This window comes from Streptomyces sp. NPDC025273 (assembly GCF_040638585.1).
Classification (GTDB): Bacteria; Actinomycetota; Actinomycetes; order Streptomycetales; family Streptomycetaceae; genus Streptomyces; species Streptomyces cinereorectus.
The window spans coordinates 34,201-50,884 of sequence record NZ_JBEZYP010000007.1 but is presented as its reverse complement, the minus strand read 5'-3'; the positions used below and the strand labels follow the sequence as shown (position 1 = coordinate 50,884).

Here is a 16,684-nt window from a genome sequence, read left to right as displayed (position 1 = left end):
GGTTCTCGGGTTCAGGGTTTTCCGGAAGGGGACCCCGGGTGGTTCACGTGGAGACCGGCGGCCTCGCTCAGCTGCTCGTGTCGAGCAGCTTCGCGGCCGCCGTCGCCCCGTCGCCCGGGCCGGCCGGCACCAGGCCCACGCCGGCACCGGCCGGTCGTTGCGCGGATTCCTCGTCCGGTGGAGCGCACACCCGAACCTCAGCGCCGAATTCCCGCAAGCGCACAGCGAGCGTCACCGGCGGCTCGACGTCCCCGCGTGACCCGTACGTCGACAAAAGCACACGCAATTCGTGACTCTCCCATTTCCGCAGCTTCTGGCCCAGGCCGATGATTCTGCGGCATGAAGGGGGCCTTGCCGCAAGGCCCCCCATGCGCTATATGTTGAGAGTGGAAAGGAGTGGGTGCTCCTCTTTTCCCGATTTCCCTCCCGCCGGCGCGACGTCCTCGTCGCAGACTCGGTATCCATGCGCGACTGCCCGTGCCTTGAGTTCCAGCTGCGTGACGGCGTGCCCGCCCCGCCCCTCCGGACGCGGCACACGTCCGGGCGGGGAGGGCGAACGTCCGTCAGGAAGAACGCAGTTCGAACCAGTCGAAGGCCGCGCTGCCGAGGGTGGCGTACATGCCGATGACGCGGCCGGTGAAGCCTCCGGCGACCTCCGTGGTGAGGTAGCGGCCGTCGAGTTCGGCGAGGACCTCGAAGTCGCCGCCGGCCGTCTCGTACCCCAGCCGGAGGGTGTCGGGGCCGCCGACGCGCAGGCCCGGCGGGACGGCGGGCTCCGGGGACGTGCCGCGGACCGTGACCGTGGGCGGCAGGACATCGGTGGTGGTGATGTCGATCCGCAGGGTCACGGGGCCGGACGGCACGCTCCGTTCGGCGACGGTCCGGCGCAGCGGGCCGATCCGGGCGACGGCGCGCACCGTGCCGTCGGCCCTCTCCACCTGGTAGTGGTGGGCATCGTCCAGCCGCACCGCGAGCCCGGCACGGCCGCCCTCCTCGACGTCGGCCGAGGTGCGTGCGCTGCAGTCGGGATCGCGCTGGCGCCGTCCCACGAAGAGTGCGCCGGGCTGGTCGAGGCTGTCCTCGCCGGCGTGCAGCACCAGGTGGTCCGGCCGCTCGTCGAGGCGGACGGCGGCCGGGGCGTGCCGTCTGGGCGTCACCCAGCACGGTGCGAGAGCGGTGGAGTCGAAGTCGTCCCGGTGCGGCTCGTCCGGCCAGGGGTGCGGCGCCAGTGCCGGGGCGGGCGCGCGCAGTTCCAGCGGTCCCGGCAGCGGCCACCCGTCCTCCCAGCGCACCGGCACCAGGAACGTCTCGCGGCCCAGACCGTGGAACTTTGGTGTGTCCCCGCGGGGCCGGGTGCCCAGCAGCACCATCCACCAGGTGCCGTCGTGCGCCTCCACCAGATCACCGTGGCCGGTGTTCTGCACCGGGTGGCCGGTGCTGCGGTGGGACAGTACGGGGTTGTCGGGGTGCGGTTCGAACGGCCCGGGCAGGGTGCGGGACCGGGCCACCGACAGGGCGTGCCCGCGTTCCGTGCCGCCTTCCGACAGGAGCAGGTACCACCAGTCGCCGACCCGGTACAGATGCGGCCCCTCGGGGTACTGCAGACCGCTTCCCGACCACATCGCCACCGGCTCGCCGAGCAGTTCACCCGTCCTCGGCTCGATGCGCACCCCACGGATCCCGTCAAAGGAGAACACGCACCAGCAGGTGCCGTCCTCGTCCCAGGCCAGGTCGGGGTCGATGCCCGGGATGCCGACAGGCACCGGGTCCGACCACGGCCCCGCCGGGTCCTCCGCGGTGACGAGGACGGTGCCGGCCCCGCCGACCACGGTCGTGATCATCCAGAACCGCCCTTCGTGGTACCGGAGCGTGGGCGCGTACACCCCGTCCGAGGAGGGTGTGGTGGCCGGCAGGTCCAGCTGCGAGGGCCGGTCCAGCGCGTGCCCGATCAGCTTCCAGTGCACCAGGTCGCGGCTGTGCCACAGCGGCACCCCGGGCACGTACTCGAAGCTGGACGTCGCCACGTAATAGTCCTCGCCGGCCCGGCAGATGCTCGGGTCCGGGCTGAAGCCGGGTATCACGGGGTTGTCGAAGAACGTCATGTCCGTCCTCAGGAGTGTGGTCGGGCCGACAGGCCGTGAAGGCCGGCGGGGCGGTCGGATCCGCAGCATGCCGTCCGTGCGGGCAGCGTCCACCGGCAGTGCGCACAGCGAAAGGTCTGCGTGGGTTGTTGAAGCGCTTCGAAATTTTTCAGGTGCGTGGGGGGATGTCAACAGGTCTCACGGAAGCGTGCTGTCGTGACTCCCTTGCACGCAGTAGATCTTCCGCGGGCGCTTCTTCGTCGAAGCGCTTCGATGAATGCTCGGTGCACGCGTGTCCTGCGCTCTGCCACGCGACCTCTGGAACGAGTTCCGCGCGGTTGTGGAGGGCCGGCTGGACGGCCCCGGCGGTGACCGGAGGGCCGCACCCGTAAAGAAGTAGCGGGCCCGGACCCCGCGCACCACCATGGCACGCATGAGCGACCAACTCGCACGATGGAGCCGGGCCACCACCTACCCCGACATGTGGGCGGACCCGGACGAGGACCCCCGCAACAGTGAAGGAGCCGGCTCGGACGGCGAGCCGGCGACGCTGCGGGACTTCCTGTCGGACTATCGCAAGACGCTGCTGATGAAGTGCGAGGGACTGGACGCGGAGCAGCTGGCCCGCCGGTCGGTCCCCCCGTCCACGATGTCGCTGCTCGGCCTGCTCCGGCACCTCGTCGAGGTGGAGCGGGACTGGCGCAACTGGATCGGCGATGGTGATCCGGTGCCGAAGCTGTACGGCAGGAGGGACGCGGACTTCGACGGAGCGGTCGCCGAGCAGGCCGAGGTCGATGCCGCGTACGCCGATCTGGAGCGTGAACAGGCCGCGACCGACGCCGCGTTGGCCGCACACCCGGATCTGGGGGAGCGCCTGGGGAAGGACGGGATCGCCGTCCGGGAGCTGATGGTGCACAGGATCGAGGAGTACGCCCGACACTGCGGGCACGCCGACCTCCTGCGCGAGTGCGTCGACGGAAGGGTGGGCCAGTGACCAGGGCTGCCCACGGCCTCGACCGCTGACCCCCCGGTCGGGACGGGCAGGGCGGCGCGCATCCTCCGGGCGTGCGGGCGTGCGGGCGTGCGGGCGTCCGAGGCGGTGGGCAGCACCGCGGGTACGAGATGCCCGGCGTGACGTGGTGGCAGGCGGACCGGAACCGCTCCCGCCCGTCTGCCCGCGACCCACGGACCACTCCCGATGTCAGTGGCGGGTGCCAGACTCCGTGGATATGAGCGAACAGGTGCGTCTGAGAGATGTCGGCGAGGCCGATCTGGAGGTGTTCCACGCGCAGGAGCACGATCCGGAGGCCGCACGCCGGTCGAATTTCCCGCCCCGCGAACGCGAGGCGTTCATGAACCACTGGAAGACGAGGGTGCTGGGGGACCCCTCCGTCTTCGTGCAGGCCGTCACCGTCGACGGGGAGCTGGCGGGCAACCTGGTGGCGTGGTGGGAAGGCGACCGGCGCTTCCTCGGATACTGGCTGGGGCGGAAGTTCTGGGGCCGGGGCATCGGCACACAGGCACTGGGACTCTTCCTGGACCGGGAGACGGCCCGGCCGCTGCACGCCGACCCCCACAAGGGGAACACCGGCTCGGTACGGCTGCTGGAGAAGCACGGTTTCCAGCGGACGGGGACGGTCGGGCACGACGAAGAGGGGCACATCATGCTGGTGCTCCACGAGGAGCGCTGACAGCCTTCCGCTCCTGACGCGGAGGCGGCCGCGGGCCCGGCGGTGCTGTGCCCTGACCGCCGTGCACGTCCCGCGTTCCGATCAGCAACACGAACCGCCAGCCGGTGCGGCGGACACCGCCACGTGTGCGTCCGTCGGCGGGGTGCTCCTCGATAGGATCCCGTCCAGGTCCTGACCGCAGGTGGTGGCCCAACAGCCTCTGGCACAGGGCGATTTCCGACCGGTCACGCCGTCGCGACAGCAGCACCCGGGGCGGCGTCCGGAATACCGAGTGAGTGGAGTGCCAGACATGCGTGGAGGCAGCATCGCCGTCGTCGGCGGCAGCATCGCGGGGTGTGCCGCGGCGCTGGCCGCGGCGCGCGGCGGAGCCGAGAGGATCACCGTGCTGGAGCGCGCCGACGCCCGGCTCCGCGACAGGGGAGTGGGGATCGCCCTCCACAGCGACCGGTACGACGAGCTGAGGGACGCCGGGTACGTGGCCCCGGAGATGCCCTGGGCGCCACTGACCCGGCGGGTGTGGAGCGTGCGTGACGGCGACGTGGACCACGGCAGGGCCGTCGGTGAGCAGCCGTTCCCCTTCCGTGCCTACAGCTGGGGCTCCCTCTGGAGCGAACTGCGCCGCCGGGTGCCCGAGGAGGTCTCCTACCGGTCCGGCGCGGTGGTCACCGGCTTGGAGCCCGACGCCGACGGCGTGAGGCTGCGACTCGCGGACGGCCACCAGGAGCGCTTCGACATCGTGATCGGGGCGGACGGGTACCGCTCCGTCGTCCGCGAGACCATGTTTCCCGGCGCCGACGCGACGTACGCCGGATACATCGGCTGGCGCGGGACGTCGACGGACGTCGCGGACCTCCCCTCGGACGGCCACGACGCCCACAACATCGTCTTTCCCGGCGGTCACTGCATGATCTACCGCATCCCGGACGGCATCGGCGGGCACCTGCTCAACTGGGTGCTCTACACCAGGCCCCCGGAGACCGAGGGCCTCCACCCCGACCTGCGGACCCCGACCTCCCTGCCGCCCGGCCGGCTCAACTCGGAGCTCACCGCGCACCTGCGCGCCCTGGTCGCTGACAACTTCCCGCCGTACTGGGCGGCCAGGGTGCTCCGTACGCCCGCCGAGGCCACCTTCATCCAGCCCATCTACGACCTGGAGGTACCGCACTACACCTCGGGTCGGATGGTGCTCGTCGGCGACGCCGCCAGCGTCGCCCGGCCGCACATCGGCGGCGGCAGCGTGAAGGCGCTCCAGGACGCCACCGCTCTGGAGGCCGCCTGGGTGGCCGGGGGCAGCTGGAAGGAGGTCCTGGAGGGCTACGACGCCCGACGCGGCCACGTCGGGGCGGCCATGGTCGCGCTCGCCCGCAGGATGGGCAGCGCGCAGGTCGAGAACACACCCGACTGGTCCGCCATGGGGCAGCCGGAGTTCGACGTGTGGTGGCAGGACCAGAACAAGGGCTCCGACCGGCACAGCGGCTTCGGCGGCCACAGCATGAAGGCCGGGTAGGCGCGGAGCGCGGCGAGGGCGGTGGGCCCGGTGCGGGCCACCGCCCTCGCGTCCGTACGGCGTCCCCGCCGCGGTCCGCACGGCTCGCGTATCAGACCGCCGTCGGCGCGAGTTCGAGGGCGGCGTGCAGTGCGGTGCCGTCGGCGCGGGCGTCCTCGCCGTCCAGGCGGAGCGTCATCCGTCCCGAGGTGAGGACCGTGAGCGTCCGGGCGCACTCGGCGGCCCGGTCCGGACTGGGGGACACCAGCAGTACGGCGATGCCCTCGTCCGCCAGCGTGGTCACCAGCTCGTGGACCTGCCGGACGAGTACGGGCGCGAGGCCCTCGGTCGGCTCGTCGAGCAGCAGCACACGCGGCGATCCGAGCAGCGCGCGGGCCAGTGCCAGCATCTGCTGTTCGCCGCCGGACAGATCCGTACCCCGGTTGCCCCGGCGCTCGCCCAGCCGGGGCAGCAGCTCCAGGACGCGCGCCGGGGTCCAGACGCTGGGGCGGGTGCTGTCGCCGCGACGCGGCGGACGGTGGGACAGCCGCAGGTGTTCGTCGACGGTGAGCCCGGCGAACACCCGGCGGCCCTGCGGCACGAGGCCGATCCCGGCACGGGCGATCCGGTGTGCGGGCTGCCCCGTCACATCGCGGCCGTCGAGGCGTACGGTGCCGGCGCTCGGCCGCATCAGTCCGGCGACGGTGTGGACGAGGGTGGTCTTGCCGGCGCCGTTGTGCCCGACGACGGCGTGGACCGTGCCGGCGGGCACCGACAGGTCGAGGGCGTGGAGGACGGTGCCGCCGTGGTAGCCCGCGGTCAGGGCGGTCAGTTCGAGCATCGGTGGTCGGTCATCCTCTCGCACGGGTGGCGGACGGGCCGGTGGTCTCGGTCCCGTCGCGCGGGACGTCCGCCGTGCCCGTGTGATACGCGTCGCGGACCTCGGGGTGTGCGAGCGCCTCCCGGGTCGGGCCGGTGACGAGCACCCTCCCCGCGGCCAACACCGTCACGGTCCGCGCGAGTTGGGCGACCACCTCGACGTGGTGCTCGACCAGGATGATCGCGACGCTCTCCGGCAGGCCGCCGAGGATGCCCAGCAGCCGGCCGATGTCGCCGTCGGTCAGCCCGGCCGCCGGCTCGTCCAGGAGCAGCAGGCGCGGATCGCCCGCCAACGCGGCTGCGAGGTCGAGCATGCGGCGCTGTCCGTGCGAGAGCGCGGAGGCCGGCCGGTGGGCGAGATCCGCGAGGCCGACGGCCTCCAGATGACACCGCGCGGACTCGGTGTGCAGCCGGTAGCGGGAAGGGCTGCGCCAGGCGCCGCGGCGCTTCGGATGGTGCGCCCAGCCGGCCAGTACGACATTGTCCAGCACCGACAACTCGGATATCACCGACGGCTGTTGGAAACTGCGGGCGATGCCCAGCCGGCTGCGCCTGGCCGTGGCCGTACGGGTGATGTCCACGCCGTCCAGGGCGATCGTGCCGTGGTCGGGCCGGTCGGTGCCCGCGATGAGATCGAGCAGGGTGGTCTTGCCGGCGCCGTTGGGGCCGATGACGGCGTGCCGGGCGCCCGCGGGGAGCCGCAGGCTGACGTCGTCGACGGCCGTGAGACTGCCGTACCTGCGGGTGAGACGGGTGAGGCCCAGCACCGGGGGTGCCGGCTGCGCGGTCGGTGCCGCGGTGGTCGGTGCGGACGTCATGGGGAGACCTTCCCGGCGGCCGAGGTGGGTGCGGACGGGGGCGCGGTCGGGGGGTGTCCGCCGGCCCGGGGCCCGTCGGGCGCCGGCCCGAGCCGGCCGGATCCGCCGCGCAGTCCCGCCAGGCCGCGGGGCAGCAGGTACACGGTGGCGACGAACAGCACGCCGAGCAGCAGCGGCCCGTGGCCGGGCCACGAACCGGCGACCCAGTCCCGGGTGATGACGATGAGCCCGGCGCCCGACAGGGCGCCGATCACGGACGTCGTGCCGCCGATGACCACCGCCAGCAGCGCGAACGCGGCGATCTCGAATCCGACGTCGGCGGGGGAGAGGTACTGCTGCACGGTGACCATCAGCGAGCCACCCACGCCGGCCAGTGCGCCGGCGCAGACGTGCGCCACCAGCAGGTAGCGCCCCACCGGGTGCCCGGAGGCGCGCATCCGCGCCTCGGCGCCCCGGATACCGGTCAGCAGCTTCCCCGCCGGGGAGCGCAGCACGAGCAGGGTGATGGCGACGGCGACCACGGAGACGACCAGCGCGTAGGTGTAGAGCTCGGTCTCCTCGACCATCCCCTCCCCGCCCCACAGCGCCTGCGTGGCCGGGAAGCCGACGAGACCGTCGGCGCCGCCGGTGACGGACTTGAGCTGGTTGATGACCGCGCCGGTCAGTTCCCCGACGGCGAGCGTGATCATCAGCACGGTGGTGCCGCGGGCCCGGATCACGGCGGGCCCCACCACCGCGGCGAACACCGCGGCCGCGAGCGCCGAGAGGACGATCTGTACGGGGCCCACGGTCCATCCGGCGTCCGCCAGATTCGCGGTGGCGTAGGCGCCCACGGCGAACGGCGCCGTCTGCCCGAGCGTGGGCAGTCCCGCGTAGCCGGTGAGGATGGTGACACTGACCGCGAGCAGCCCCAGGGCCAGGGCGGAACCGGCCAGCGAGATGCTGTACGCGTCGAGCAGTCCCGGCAGAGCGATCAGCACCACGAGCAGGACGAGCAGCGGAGCGGCCTGCCGCCACGCGGCCCCGCGGGGAGGCCGGCCGGTCCCCGCGAGCGCGCTCCCGCCCCGGGCCTCGCCGGGCGCCGGGCCGGCCCGGTCCGCACCCGCCGCCTCACGTGGCCGCCGTCGCAGCCGCGCGGCGAGCTGGTCGCGGAGCCGGGCGACCGGGTCCGGGGAGGGGTCCTGGGGGCCGTGTGCGGTCGCCGGTTCCGCGAAGCGGGAGCGGAACACCAGCACCGCCGCCATCGCGGCGAAGAGCAGGTACGGCGCCAGGTCGGGCGCCACCGAGACACCCAGCGTCTGCACCTCGCCCACGGCGACCGCCGCCGCGAGCGTCGCCCACAGCGAGCGCAGCCCGCCGAGCACGACCACCACGAGGGACAGCATCAGCACGTTCTCGGACGTCCCGGGCCCGGGACCGATGATCGGTGCCCCGAGCACACCGGCCGCCCCGGCCAGCGCACCTGCCGCCGCGAGGACGCCGGTGTGCACCGCCCTGGGGTTGTGACCGGTGGTCGCGAGCATCTGCGGATCGTCGGCGGCGGCCCGCACCGCCGCACCCATGCGGGTCCGGGTCAGCACCCAGGTGCCGAATGCGGCGAGCAGCACGGCCATCACGATGAAGCCGAGCCGGTAGGCGGGGTAGCGGTGGCCCAGCAGCATCACCGAGGAGTCGAGCGCCTCGGGTACGCGTACGGGAAGCTCGTCCGCCCCGAAGAGCTGGATGAGTAGATCACCGCCGATCAGGGCGAGCCCGAACGTCAGCAGTGCTTGAGCGAGATGCCCACGCCGGGCGAGCGGAGCCGTCGCGGCGGACAGCCCCGCTCCGGCGACGCACGCCGCGGCGGTTCCGGCGGCCAGGCCGAGGGCCAGGCCGCCCCAGGTCCCGTCACTCAGCGCGGCCCCCGTGTAGGCGCCGATCGCGTACAGCGTGCCGTGCGACAGATTCAGCACGCCCGCGGTGCCGAAGGCGAGACTCAGGCCGGCGGCGACCACGAACAGCAGGAGCCCGAAGGCCACTCCGTCCACCGCCGGTACGAGGTGGGCATCGAGGAGATCCACGTCAGCTGCCGAGCGTCGCCAGGTCCTGGACCATGACGTTGGCGAGCTGGGACCCGTCCGGCCGCACCTGGCGCAGGTACCAGGTCTGCACCGGCGAGTGAGCCTTGTCGCCGAACTCCCAGGCGCCGCGCGGGCTGTCGATCTGGCCCAGCCCCGCGATGGCCTTGTTGATGGTCTGCGGCGTCACGTCACCGCCCTTCACGGCATCGGCGATCGCCTTGTCCAGCACCGCAGCCGCGTCGTACGACGCCATCGCGTACGTGGTGGGCTGCGTGTCGTGCTCGGCCGTCCAGTCGGCGGCGAACTTGCGGTTGGCCTCGTTGTCGAGGTCGGCCGCGTAGTTCAGGACGGAGTAGATGTCCTTCGCCGCGGCACCCTGGGCCTGGAGCACACTGCCCTCGGTGACGAAGGCCGTGTACAGCGGCAGATCGGCGATGTCCGACTGGGCGTACTGCTTGGCGAAGTCGATCGCGGCCTTGCCGGCGTAGAAGCAGTACACCGCCTTGGCGTCCGTCTTGGCGATCTCGGCGAAGTACGGCATGAAGTTGGTCGTCTTCGGGAACGGCGTCCAGGTGGTCTCGCCGTCGGGGTTGGCGAGCTTTCCGTTGACGCGCTTGAACTCTTCGGTGAAGCCGCGCAGTTCGTCGTGGCCGCCCTGGTAGTCGGGACCGATCGCGTAGACCGGTCCGTCGACGTTCTCCTTGACGTACGGGGCGATGGCCTTACCCGGTTCGTCGGACAGGAAGCTCGTGGTCCACACGTACTCGATGTCCTTGACCGGTGGCCGGGCGTTCGACCCCAGGAAGGGGATCTTGGCCTGGGTGACCAGCGGAAGCACCGCGTTGACCGAGCCACCGCTGACGAGGCCCGTCAGCACGTCGACCTTGTCCTTCTTGACCAGCTTGGTGGCCGCGGGCACGGCGGTCGGCGGACCGTCGCCCTCGTCCGCCACGATGAGCTCCACCTTGCGGCCGCCCAGCTTGTTGCCGTGGGTCTCCAGATACAGCTCGAAGCCTGCTCGCAGCTCGGTGCCGACCGGCTCGTAGGTGCCGGACAGGGAAGCCACCAGGCCGACCTTCACGGTGTCGTCGTCGGCGCCGCTGTCGCCGCTGCAGCCGGTGACGGCTGCCAGACCGAGGGCGAGGGCGGCGGCGCCGGCCGGGCGGAATCTGCGGCGGCGGGAACTGGGTATGTCGAAGAACATGAGGGCTCTCATCAGGAGTGTCGGTCAGAACGGGCGGGGCTGGCCGTGGAGCGGGCTCGTCGAGCGCGACGGGCGGGGGTGCGGCTGGTCCACCTCGTACGGACGGGTGGTACGCCGTACGGGACCGGCCCGGCGATCAGTGCGGGAAGCTCGGGTCGCGGACCTGGGGAGACAGCGCGTCCCCGACCTGGTTGATCAATTCGGACATCATGTAGCTGACCTCGCCGATGTCCGCGTCCCTGGTGGTGGTGACGAGCAGCGAGGCGCCGCTGGAGACGGCCATCGAGAACATGTAGCCGCCCTCCATCGCGGTGAGGCTGTGCTCCACGGGGTCGGTGTCGGTCAACTGGGCCGCGGCGGAGAGCAGGTTGACGATGCCGGACGCGATGGCGGCCAGCCGCTCGGCGTCGTCACGCTCCACACCGGCGTATGCCAGCGCGAGTCCGTCCACGGACACGGCTATCGCCTGGGTGATTTCCGGGACGCGCCCGGCGAAATCGCTCAGGATCCAGCTCAGGTCGGCGGAAGAGGTCATTTCTTGGTCCGTTCGGTGTCGTCATCGGAGGCGGAGCGCCCACGGTGGTTCGTGCTCCTGTTGATCCCCTGCGCGTAGGCGGCCAGGACGTCGGAGACCTGCCGGGAGTCCCGGCGGCGGGGCGACGGCCTCGGAGCGGTGGCGCCGGGACGCTGTTCGTTGCCGTCCCGTTTGCCCTGGGCGGGCCACTGCTGCGCCGATCTGCGCTGCCGTACGGGCAAGCCCGAGGAGCTGACTCCGGCGATGCGGGATTCCGGCTCGTCGTGCACGGGGTGCGGTGCGGGTGCGGTGCGGCGCGCACGCGGGTCGCCGCCCGGTCCGGGGCGGGACCCGGTGTCGCCGGGCGGTGTGCCCTGCTCGTCCCGGTCCGTTCCCGGTGTGCCGCCTGCCAGGCCCGGCCTGTAGTCGCCGCCGGCCGCAGGGCCGCCCCGTGCGGCGCCGGCACCCGCGCCGACGGGGGTGCCCTCGCGGTGGGGCCGTCCGCCCGCACCGGCCGACTGCCTGCGACCGGACTGCCCTCCGGGCGGCGTGATCGGACGGGGCGTCTCGTAGCCGGCATCGTTGCCGCGGTCCTGGCCGCGCTGCGGCGGGGCATCCTCCTGCGGAGCCAGGGCCAGTACCTTCGCGGGCAGCGTGACCTCGGCGATGGTGCCGGGACCGGACGAGTCGCGCAGCTCGACAACGATGCCATGGCGTGCGGCGAGCCGAGCCACCACGTGCAGTCCCATGGACCGTACGTCGCCGATGCCCGTCTGCGGTTCGAGCAGCGCGGCGTTGTGGGCCGCACGGCGTTCCGCCGTCATGCCCACCCCTTCGTCGACGATCTGTACGACGGCCCGGTCCCACAGGCGCCATACGGCGACCCCGACCTGTTTGTCAGGGGGCGAGAACCGGGTCGCGTTGTCGAGCAGCTCCGCCAGGATGTGCGCCACGTCGTGCACGGCGCGGGCGGTGATGCCGATCCCCGATTCGATCGCGCCGAGGGACACTCGGTCGAATCGCTCGATCTGCTGGGCGGCGGCCACGATGACGGTGGAACAGCCGACATCGGCCGAGCGCACCCGGGCGTTGCCGTAACCGCCCAGCACCAGAAGGTTGTTGGTGTTGCGCTCCATGCGGATGGCGAGGTGGTCGAGAGCGAAGAGGGTCTTCATCCGCACGGGGTCGGCCTCGTCGCGCTGCACCGTGTCCAGCTCGGACACCATGACTGCGGTCAACTGCGCCCCCCTGCGGGCGACACCGACCAGCGTCTCGGCGAACTGCTCGTGGATATGGGCCTGTTGGGCAGCGAGTCGGACGGCTTCGTGGTGGACGGCGTTGAACGCCTCACCGACCTCGCCGATCTCGTCCTCGCCCGTGGTCCTGACCGGGTTACCCGTCCGCAGCGCCACCTGCTCGGGCGTCGCGCCGCTCAGTGCACCGGGCTGGGACAGCTCGTTCATCACGGCGGGCAGCCCGGTGTGGGCGACCTCGTGCGCGGCGTTGCGCAGATCGCGCAGCCGCCGGATCATGACACGTCCCAGGCGGATCGCGACGACGACGACGCCGATCAGGGTCAGCACCACCAGCGCGACCTCGGCCCCGGCCGTCCACATGAGGGTGGTGCGTGCGTCGGAGACCATGGCGAAGACCGACTCGTCGATCCGTCGCTCCACCGAGCGCAGCAGCGTCTGTCGGTCGTCGGAGGCCTTCTGCCACTCCTGCGGGGTGACCGTGATGTCCTTGCCGGAGCCCGTGCGCCCGATCTCGTCCTCGAGCCGTCGGGCCTCCAGCGCCTTCGCTCCGGAGAGGGTGCGCTCCAGCCAGGTCCGCCATTCACCGGGGCCGAGGTCGAACAGGACACCGATGGACTCGGTGTACCCCAGCCGGCCCGCGTCGAAGGTCCGCTGAGAGGCGGTCGTGAAGCCGCCCGCGGCCTGCGCCCTCATCACCGTGACCTGCTGCTGGGCCGTGTGCTCGGCGGCCTCGGACAGGGAGGCGGCGGCGCGGATCCGGTCCGCGATGCCGGCGTCGACACCGTCCGCCTGCGCGATGCCGTCGCGGTAGCTGTTGAGGTCGGCGATCACGATGCGGTAGCCGAAGGCCAGCGCGGAGATGGTGCTGCTGCCCGAGCGCACCTGGGTGCGCAGGCCGGGCATCTCTTCGATGAAGCGCTCGATACGGTCCAGAGCGCCCTGTGCGGTGCCGGGCACCGCGGAGAGGTTCTCGGTCCGGCTGAGGAATGCGGCGATGCTTCTGTCGGTCGCTTCGGCACTTAACCGGAACGCTTCCGCATCACCCTGTTCGGAGACCAGAGCGGTGGCTGCCGCCCGCTCGCGCTGCAACTGGTGGGTCAACTCGGCCGCGCCGGCCGCGGCATCGACCATCGCGGTCAGCCGGCTGGCCTGGAGCGCCTGGTTGGTCGCGGGTGCGAGGGCCAGGACCGAGAAGGTGACGGCCACGGTGAGGGGCGCGGTGACGAGCAGGACAAGACGACGATTGATTTTCACTGCGCGGCTCCGTCGCCGGAACCGGTGCTGAATATCGGTGACACGCAGGTACCTGTTAACGGGTTGTGGGGTGTCGGTGGGGGACGGCGGCACATCGTCCGCAGCGTTGTGGTCGGCAGACGGTGCAGGTGAGAGGAAGGGAGACGGGTACCGCTGGGGCAGGTGGGGCACCAGTGGCGCGGCATGATCTTATGCGTCGTCCGCGGCTCCGGGGCTCGTATCTCCGAAAATGCGCGCGTCAACCGCGCAGAAGCAGTGCAACTTCATGCACAAGTGCTCTGCCTCACAACGTTTCTGAGTAGGTGTCAATGACTTGGCGGCAGTGTCGCGGAACCCTGTCTGACCAGCGGTCCGGCACCTCGCGAAATGCCGATCCGGTACACGGAACCGCCCACGGAGCGCTCCGGCCCGCCCGTCTGCCCGAGGCCCGGATGTCGTTGCGGAAAGGTTAGATCCGTCCGGCCGGCGGCTGCGGCGCGTGGCTGTCGTACGCGTGACGCACGCCGCTTTGCGCACGCTGCCTTGCGCGCGTCGGCGTGGCGGCGGCTGCTCCGGGGGCGGGGGTTCCGGGGGCGTGGTGCCGGCCGGTGCTGTGGTCGTGGCACGGGCGGGCGACACCACGCGCTGCCACAGCGGCCGTTGTTCCCGGCAGGGCACATGCGGCAGCAGACCGTCGGGCTGGCCGGTGGGCAGGGGCAGGGGCAGGGGCGGGTGCGAGGGGCCGTCAGGAGGTGGTGGGCCAGGTGCGCAGCAGGACGTCGAGGGCGTTGAGGATCTCGCTCCAGCTCTCCTGCGAGTCGGGCACGCTGTGGCTGAACCCGCCGGCGCCCTCCAGGCCGACGTAGCCGCTGAAGACGCTGCCCAGCAGCCGCACCGCGTGCGTCTGGTGCGGTTCCGCCAGGTCGTATCCGCGCAGGATCGCCCGCGTCATCCGGGCGTGCCGGACGCCGGCGCTCGTGGCGGCAGCCGCCGGGTCGAGCCGGTACCGGGCCGCGGCGAAGCGTCCCGGGTGCGTGAGGGCGTAGTCGCGGTAGGCGTTCGCGAAAGCGGTCAGGGCGTCCTTGCCGGCGCGTCCGGCCACCGCGGTGGAGACCTGGTCGGCGAGTTCCTCCAGGGCGAGCAGGGCGATCCTGGTCCTGAGGTCGTGGGCGTTCCTCACGTGCGAGTACAGGCTCGCGGTCCTGACGCCGAACCGCCGGGCGAGTTCCGCGGGGGTCGCCTGCTCGAAGCCGACCTCGTCGGCCAGCTCTGCCCCCGCCCGGACCAGACGCTCCGTGGTCAGTCCTGCCCGTCCGGCCTGTGTCATGTTCATCCTCCGAATCGCTCCCCATCTGTACCATTGACGATTATGCATTTGCCTAATCGAATTAGGCAAATTAGCGTGCCTGTTATGAAGCCCCTGACCGAGCAAGAGATCCGTACCGCGTTCGTCAACTGCACCAAGGGCGAGGCCAAGCGCCTGTCCGTCCCCCGCGACCTGGCCGAGCGGGGCTGGGACGACCTGGACTTCCTGGGCTGGCGAGATCCCCAGGCCCCCGACCGGGCCTACCTCGTGATCGAGCTGGACGGCCGCCCGGTGGGCGTCCGACTGCGTTCCTGCGACGCCGGCTCCTGGCAGACGCGGCGCAGCATGTGCTCGGTGTGCGTGACCGTCCACACCGGGGGCGTCTCCCTGATGGTCGCGCCGAAGTCCGGGAAGGCCGGGCAGCAGGGCAACTCGGTCGGCGTCTACATGTGCAGTGATCTGGCCTGCTCCCTCTACGTGCGCGGGATGAAGGACGCGGGCGTCGGCGCGCGCCTCCAGGAGTCCCTCACCCTGGAGGAGAAGGTCCGGCGGACCGTGGCGAACCTCGCCGCGTTCATCGCCAAGGTGACCGCCTGACGAACCGTGGCCGGCCGGAAACGGTGTCCGCGCCCGGCCCCGGCGTCGGTGTGGTGCGCGCGTGTCCTGGCACGGGAAGTGTGACGCGCAGGCCCCTCTCCGGTACGCGGGCGGGCGCGCTGCGGGCGTCGGCGGTGCGGCCTCCGCTCGCTCGGAGAGGGCGAGATACGGCCCTCCGCGAGGGCGAGCGCGGCGATGACGACGACACCGTCAAGCGAACACACTGTTGAGAGCCCTGTCTTCGTGCCGCACCATCGAAAGACCGATCAGCGGGGAACCCCGGCTCGACCCGCACGATCCAACACCGGTCCAGACGCGGCTTCTTGCGGCTCACGTGCCGAGGTGCGCCCCGTCGCCGGAGCCGAGGAGGGGTTCGGCGAGCCGGCGTTCGAGGGCGGTGGGTACGGGCCACAGCCGGGTGCGCCTCCGACGGTCTTCCTCGCCCTGGCGGTCCGCGTGACGAATTCCCGGCATGGCGGCGGCCAGGGCGAGCAGGGACACGGCCAGCCCGGCTCCGAGGAGCACCCCGTCGAGGACCGCCCCGCCGGCCAGGGCGAACGGCAGCGCGAAGCCGAGGCAGAGCGTGGTGAGTCCCCCGAGGACGGCCACCATCCACCACAGCGGTGTCAACGGGTGCTCGTCGCGCAGGTGACCGATCAGCTGCCGGTCGGCAGGGCGCTCTCGATGACGGGTCTCCGCCGCCGCGAACAGCTCGGCCCGCCCACGGAGCGCCCACACAGCACGCACCCCGACCCCTGCCACGGGCATGACGAACAGGGCCAGCAGCACAAGGCCGGCCTGCACCGCGCGGGGTACGGGAATCCACGCGACAGCGTCGGCCACCACCGATGTGACGGCGGCCCCCGCCGAGAGCACACACCCCGCGTTCATGGTCACCACCCAGCGACGGGCACGTCGTACCCGGCCACTGAGGGGAAACTCGACCGCCTTCAACGTCTTCTCCGTTCGATGACCAGGGCTGCCCCTGTGCGGCCGGCGTTCGCGTCCCCACTCGGGCGCGCTCGCACCGCGGCCACGCGCCGTCCTCGGGGCGGTAGCCCGACCACTCGACCACATCGGGATCCACGCACAGGTCGTCGGGGGTGCCCTGGAGACAGCTTGTGACGTTCCGCCGGAACGCGTTGTGGTCAACCGTGCCGGTCTCCGCCCGCACCGTGGCCGACGCTGTTCCGGCCCTGGTGAGCGCGGCGAACCGCGCCGTAGAGGGGGTTGCCTGTCAGCCGGCGGGGCGGGTCATGGGCCGGGCGCGCGTGGTCGCGGGTAACGCGGCGGCCCGGACCGGGCCCGGTCGCGGACGGCTGAGGATCGTCGTAGACAGGGAGCATGAGCGAAGAGAAGACGTCGTGGCACCCGGGCGAGATCGTGCCGGACAGCGGGATCTACGCCTGCGACTGTGGGGGAGGGCATCACTGGAGTACGGACGTGAAGGGGCACCGCTTCCCGCCCTTCCCTTCAGGCTGCACCGGGGAAGCCTGGTCCCTGCGGACCCAGGCCCACCCGGACGCCTGACCCCCGGTCCCGCACCCGCCGGTCGAGCC

14 protein-coding genes and 1 pseudogene are annotated in these 16,684 nt (G+C 72.0%); 5 read left to right on the top strand and 10 right to left on the bottom strand.

Features of this window, described 5'->3' with window-relative positions:
* Window positions 1-118: 118 nt before the first annotated feature.
* Together AB0F38_RS14165 and AB0F38_RS14160 are read right to left on the bottom strand one after the other, a co-directional pair.
* A pseudogene (locus tag AB0F38_RS14165) lies at window positions 119-286 on the bottom strand (glycosyltransferase); the annotation flags it as partial.
* Between the two features lie 277 nt (window positions 287-563).
* A complete protein-coding gene (locus AB0F38_RS14160; RefSeq protein ID WP_361891667.1) occupies window positions 564-2,102 on the bottom strand; it encodes a glycoside hydrolase family 43 protein in 1,539 nt (512 codons plus the stop codon).
* 403 nt (window positions 2,103-2,505) lie between these two features.
* Here AB0F38_RS14160 and AB0F38_RS14155 point away from each other — a divergent pair, with 403 nt between their 5' ends.
* The 3 genes from AB0F38_RS14155 (at window position 2,506) to AB0F38_RS14145 (ending at window position 5,279) form a co-directional block, all read left to right on the top strand.
* Window positions 2,506-3,075 (top strand): DUF664 domain-containing protein, encoded by a 570-nt coding sequence (locus AB0F38_RS14155; protein ID WP_361891664.1) that lies wholly within the window; start codon window positions 2,506-2,508, stop codon window positions 3,073-3,075.
* Window positions 3,076-3,310: 235 nt separating this feature from the next.
* Window positions 3,311-3,772, top strand: coding sequence for a GNAT family N-acetyltransferase (locus tag AB0F38_RS14150; RefSeq protein ID WP_361891661.1), 462 nt, complete (start codon window positions 3,311-3,313; stop codon window positions 3,770-3,772).
* Between the two features lie 289 nt (window positions 3,773-4,061).
* The gene (locus AB0F38_RS14145) at window positions 4,062-5,279 is read left to right on the top strand and encodes an FAD-dependent monooxygenase (protein ID WP_361891658.1); all 1,218 of its coding nucleotides are present in this window, start codon (window positions 4,062-4,064) and stop codon (window positions 5,277-5,279) included.
* 91 nt (window positions 5,280-5,370) lie between these two features.
* Here AB0F38_RS14145 and AB0F38_RS14140 read toward each other — a convergent pair whose 3' ends face one another.
* The 7 genes from AB0F38_RS14140 to AB0F38_RS14110 form a co-directional block, all read right to left on the bottom strand.
* Window positions 5,371-6,099: an ABC transporter ATP-binding protein gene (locus AB0F38_RS14140; protein WP_361891655.1), complete on the bottom strand. Its 729-nt coding sequence runs from the start codon at window positions 6,097-6,099 to the stop codon at window positions 5,371-5,373.
* A gap of 10 nt (window positions 6,100-6,109) precedes the next feature.
* Window positions 6,110-6,955, bottom strand: a complete 846-nt coding sequence (locus tag AB0F38_RS14135; RefSeq protein WP_361891652.1) for an ATP-binding cassette domain-containing protein — start codon at window positions 6,953-6,955, stop codon at window positions 6,110-6,112.
* Window positions 6,952-9,015, bottom strand: coding sequence for an ABC transporter permease (locus AB0F38_RS14130; protein ID WP_361891649.1), 2,064 nt, complete (start codon window positions 9,013-9,015; stop codon window positions 6,952-6,954). The genes AB0F38_RS14135 and AB0F38_RS14130 overlap by 4 nt, the downstream gene beginning before the upstream one ends.
* A 1-nt stretch (window position 9,016) precedes the next feature.
* Window positions 9,017-10,219: an ABC transporter substrate-binding protein gene (locus tag AB0F38_RS14125; RefSeq protein WP_361891646.1), complete on the bottom strand. Its 1,203-nt coding sequence runs from the start codon at window positions 10,217-10,219 to the stop codon at window positions 9,017-9,019.
* 136 nt (window positions 10,220-10,355) lie between these two features.
* A complete protein-coding gene (locus AB0F38_RS14120) occupies window positions 10,356-10,754 on the bottom strand; it encodes a roadblock/LC7 domain-containing protein (protein ID WP_361891643.1) in 399 nt (132 codons plus the stop codon).
* Window positions 10,751-13,243 (bottom strand): nitrate- and nitrite sensing domain-containing protein, encoded by a 2,493-nt coding sequence (locus tag AB0F38_RS14115; RefSeq protein ID WP_361891640.1) that lies wholly within the window; start codon window positions 13,241-13,243, stop codon window positions 10,751-10,753. Before AB0F38_RS14115 ends, AB0F38_RS14120 begins: the two co-directional genes overlap by 4 nt.
* Before the next feature lie 724 nt (window positions 13,244-13,967).
* Window positions 13,968-14,549: a TetR/AcrR family transcriptional regulator gene (locus tag AB0F38_RS14110; protein WP_361892172.1), complete on the bottom strand. Its 582-nt coding sequence runs from the start codon at window positions 14,547-14,549 to the stop codon at window positions 13,968-13,970.
* An 84-nt stretch (window positions 14,550-14,633) separates the two neighbouring features.
* Here AB0F38_RS14110 and AB0F38_RS14105 point away from each other — a divergent pair, with 84 nt between their 5' ends.
* Window positions 14,634-15,125 carry an FBP domain-containing protein gene (locus AB0F38_RS14105; protein ID WP_361891637.1) on the top strand — a complete coding sequence of 164 codons (492 nt, stop codon included), beginning with the start codon at window positions 14,634-14,636 and terminating at the stop codon, window positions 15,123-15,125.
* A 330-nt stretch (window positions 15,126-15,455) separates the two neighbouring features.
* Here AB0F38_RS14105 and AB0F38_RS14100 read toward each other — a convergent pair whose 3' ends face one another.
* Window positions 15,456-16,016 (bottom strand): hypothetical protein, encoded by a 561-nt coding sequence (locus AB0F38_RS14100; RefSeq protein WP_361891635.1) that lies wholly within the window; start codon window positions 16,014-16,016, stop codon window positions 15,456-15,458.
* A 453-nt stretch (window positions 16,017-16,469) separates the two neighbouring features.
* Between AB0F38_RS14100 and AB0F38_RS14095 the strand changes: the two genes are divergently transcribed.
* Entirely contained in the window at window positions 16,470-16,655 is a 186-nt protein-coding gene (locus tag AB0F38_RS14095) for a hypothetical protein (protein WP_361891632.1), read from the top strand.
* Window positions 16,656-16,684 lie beyond the last annotated feature (29 nt).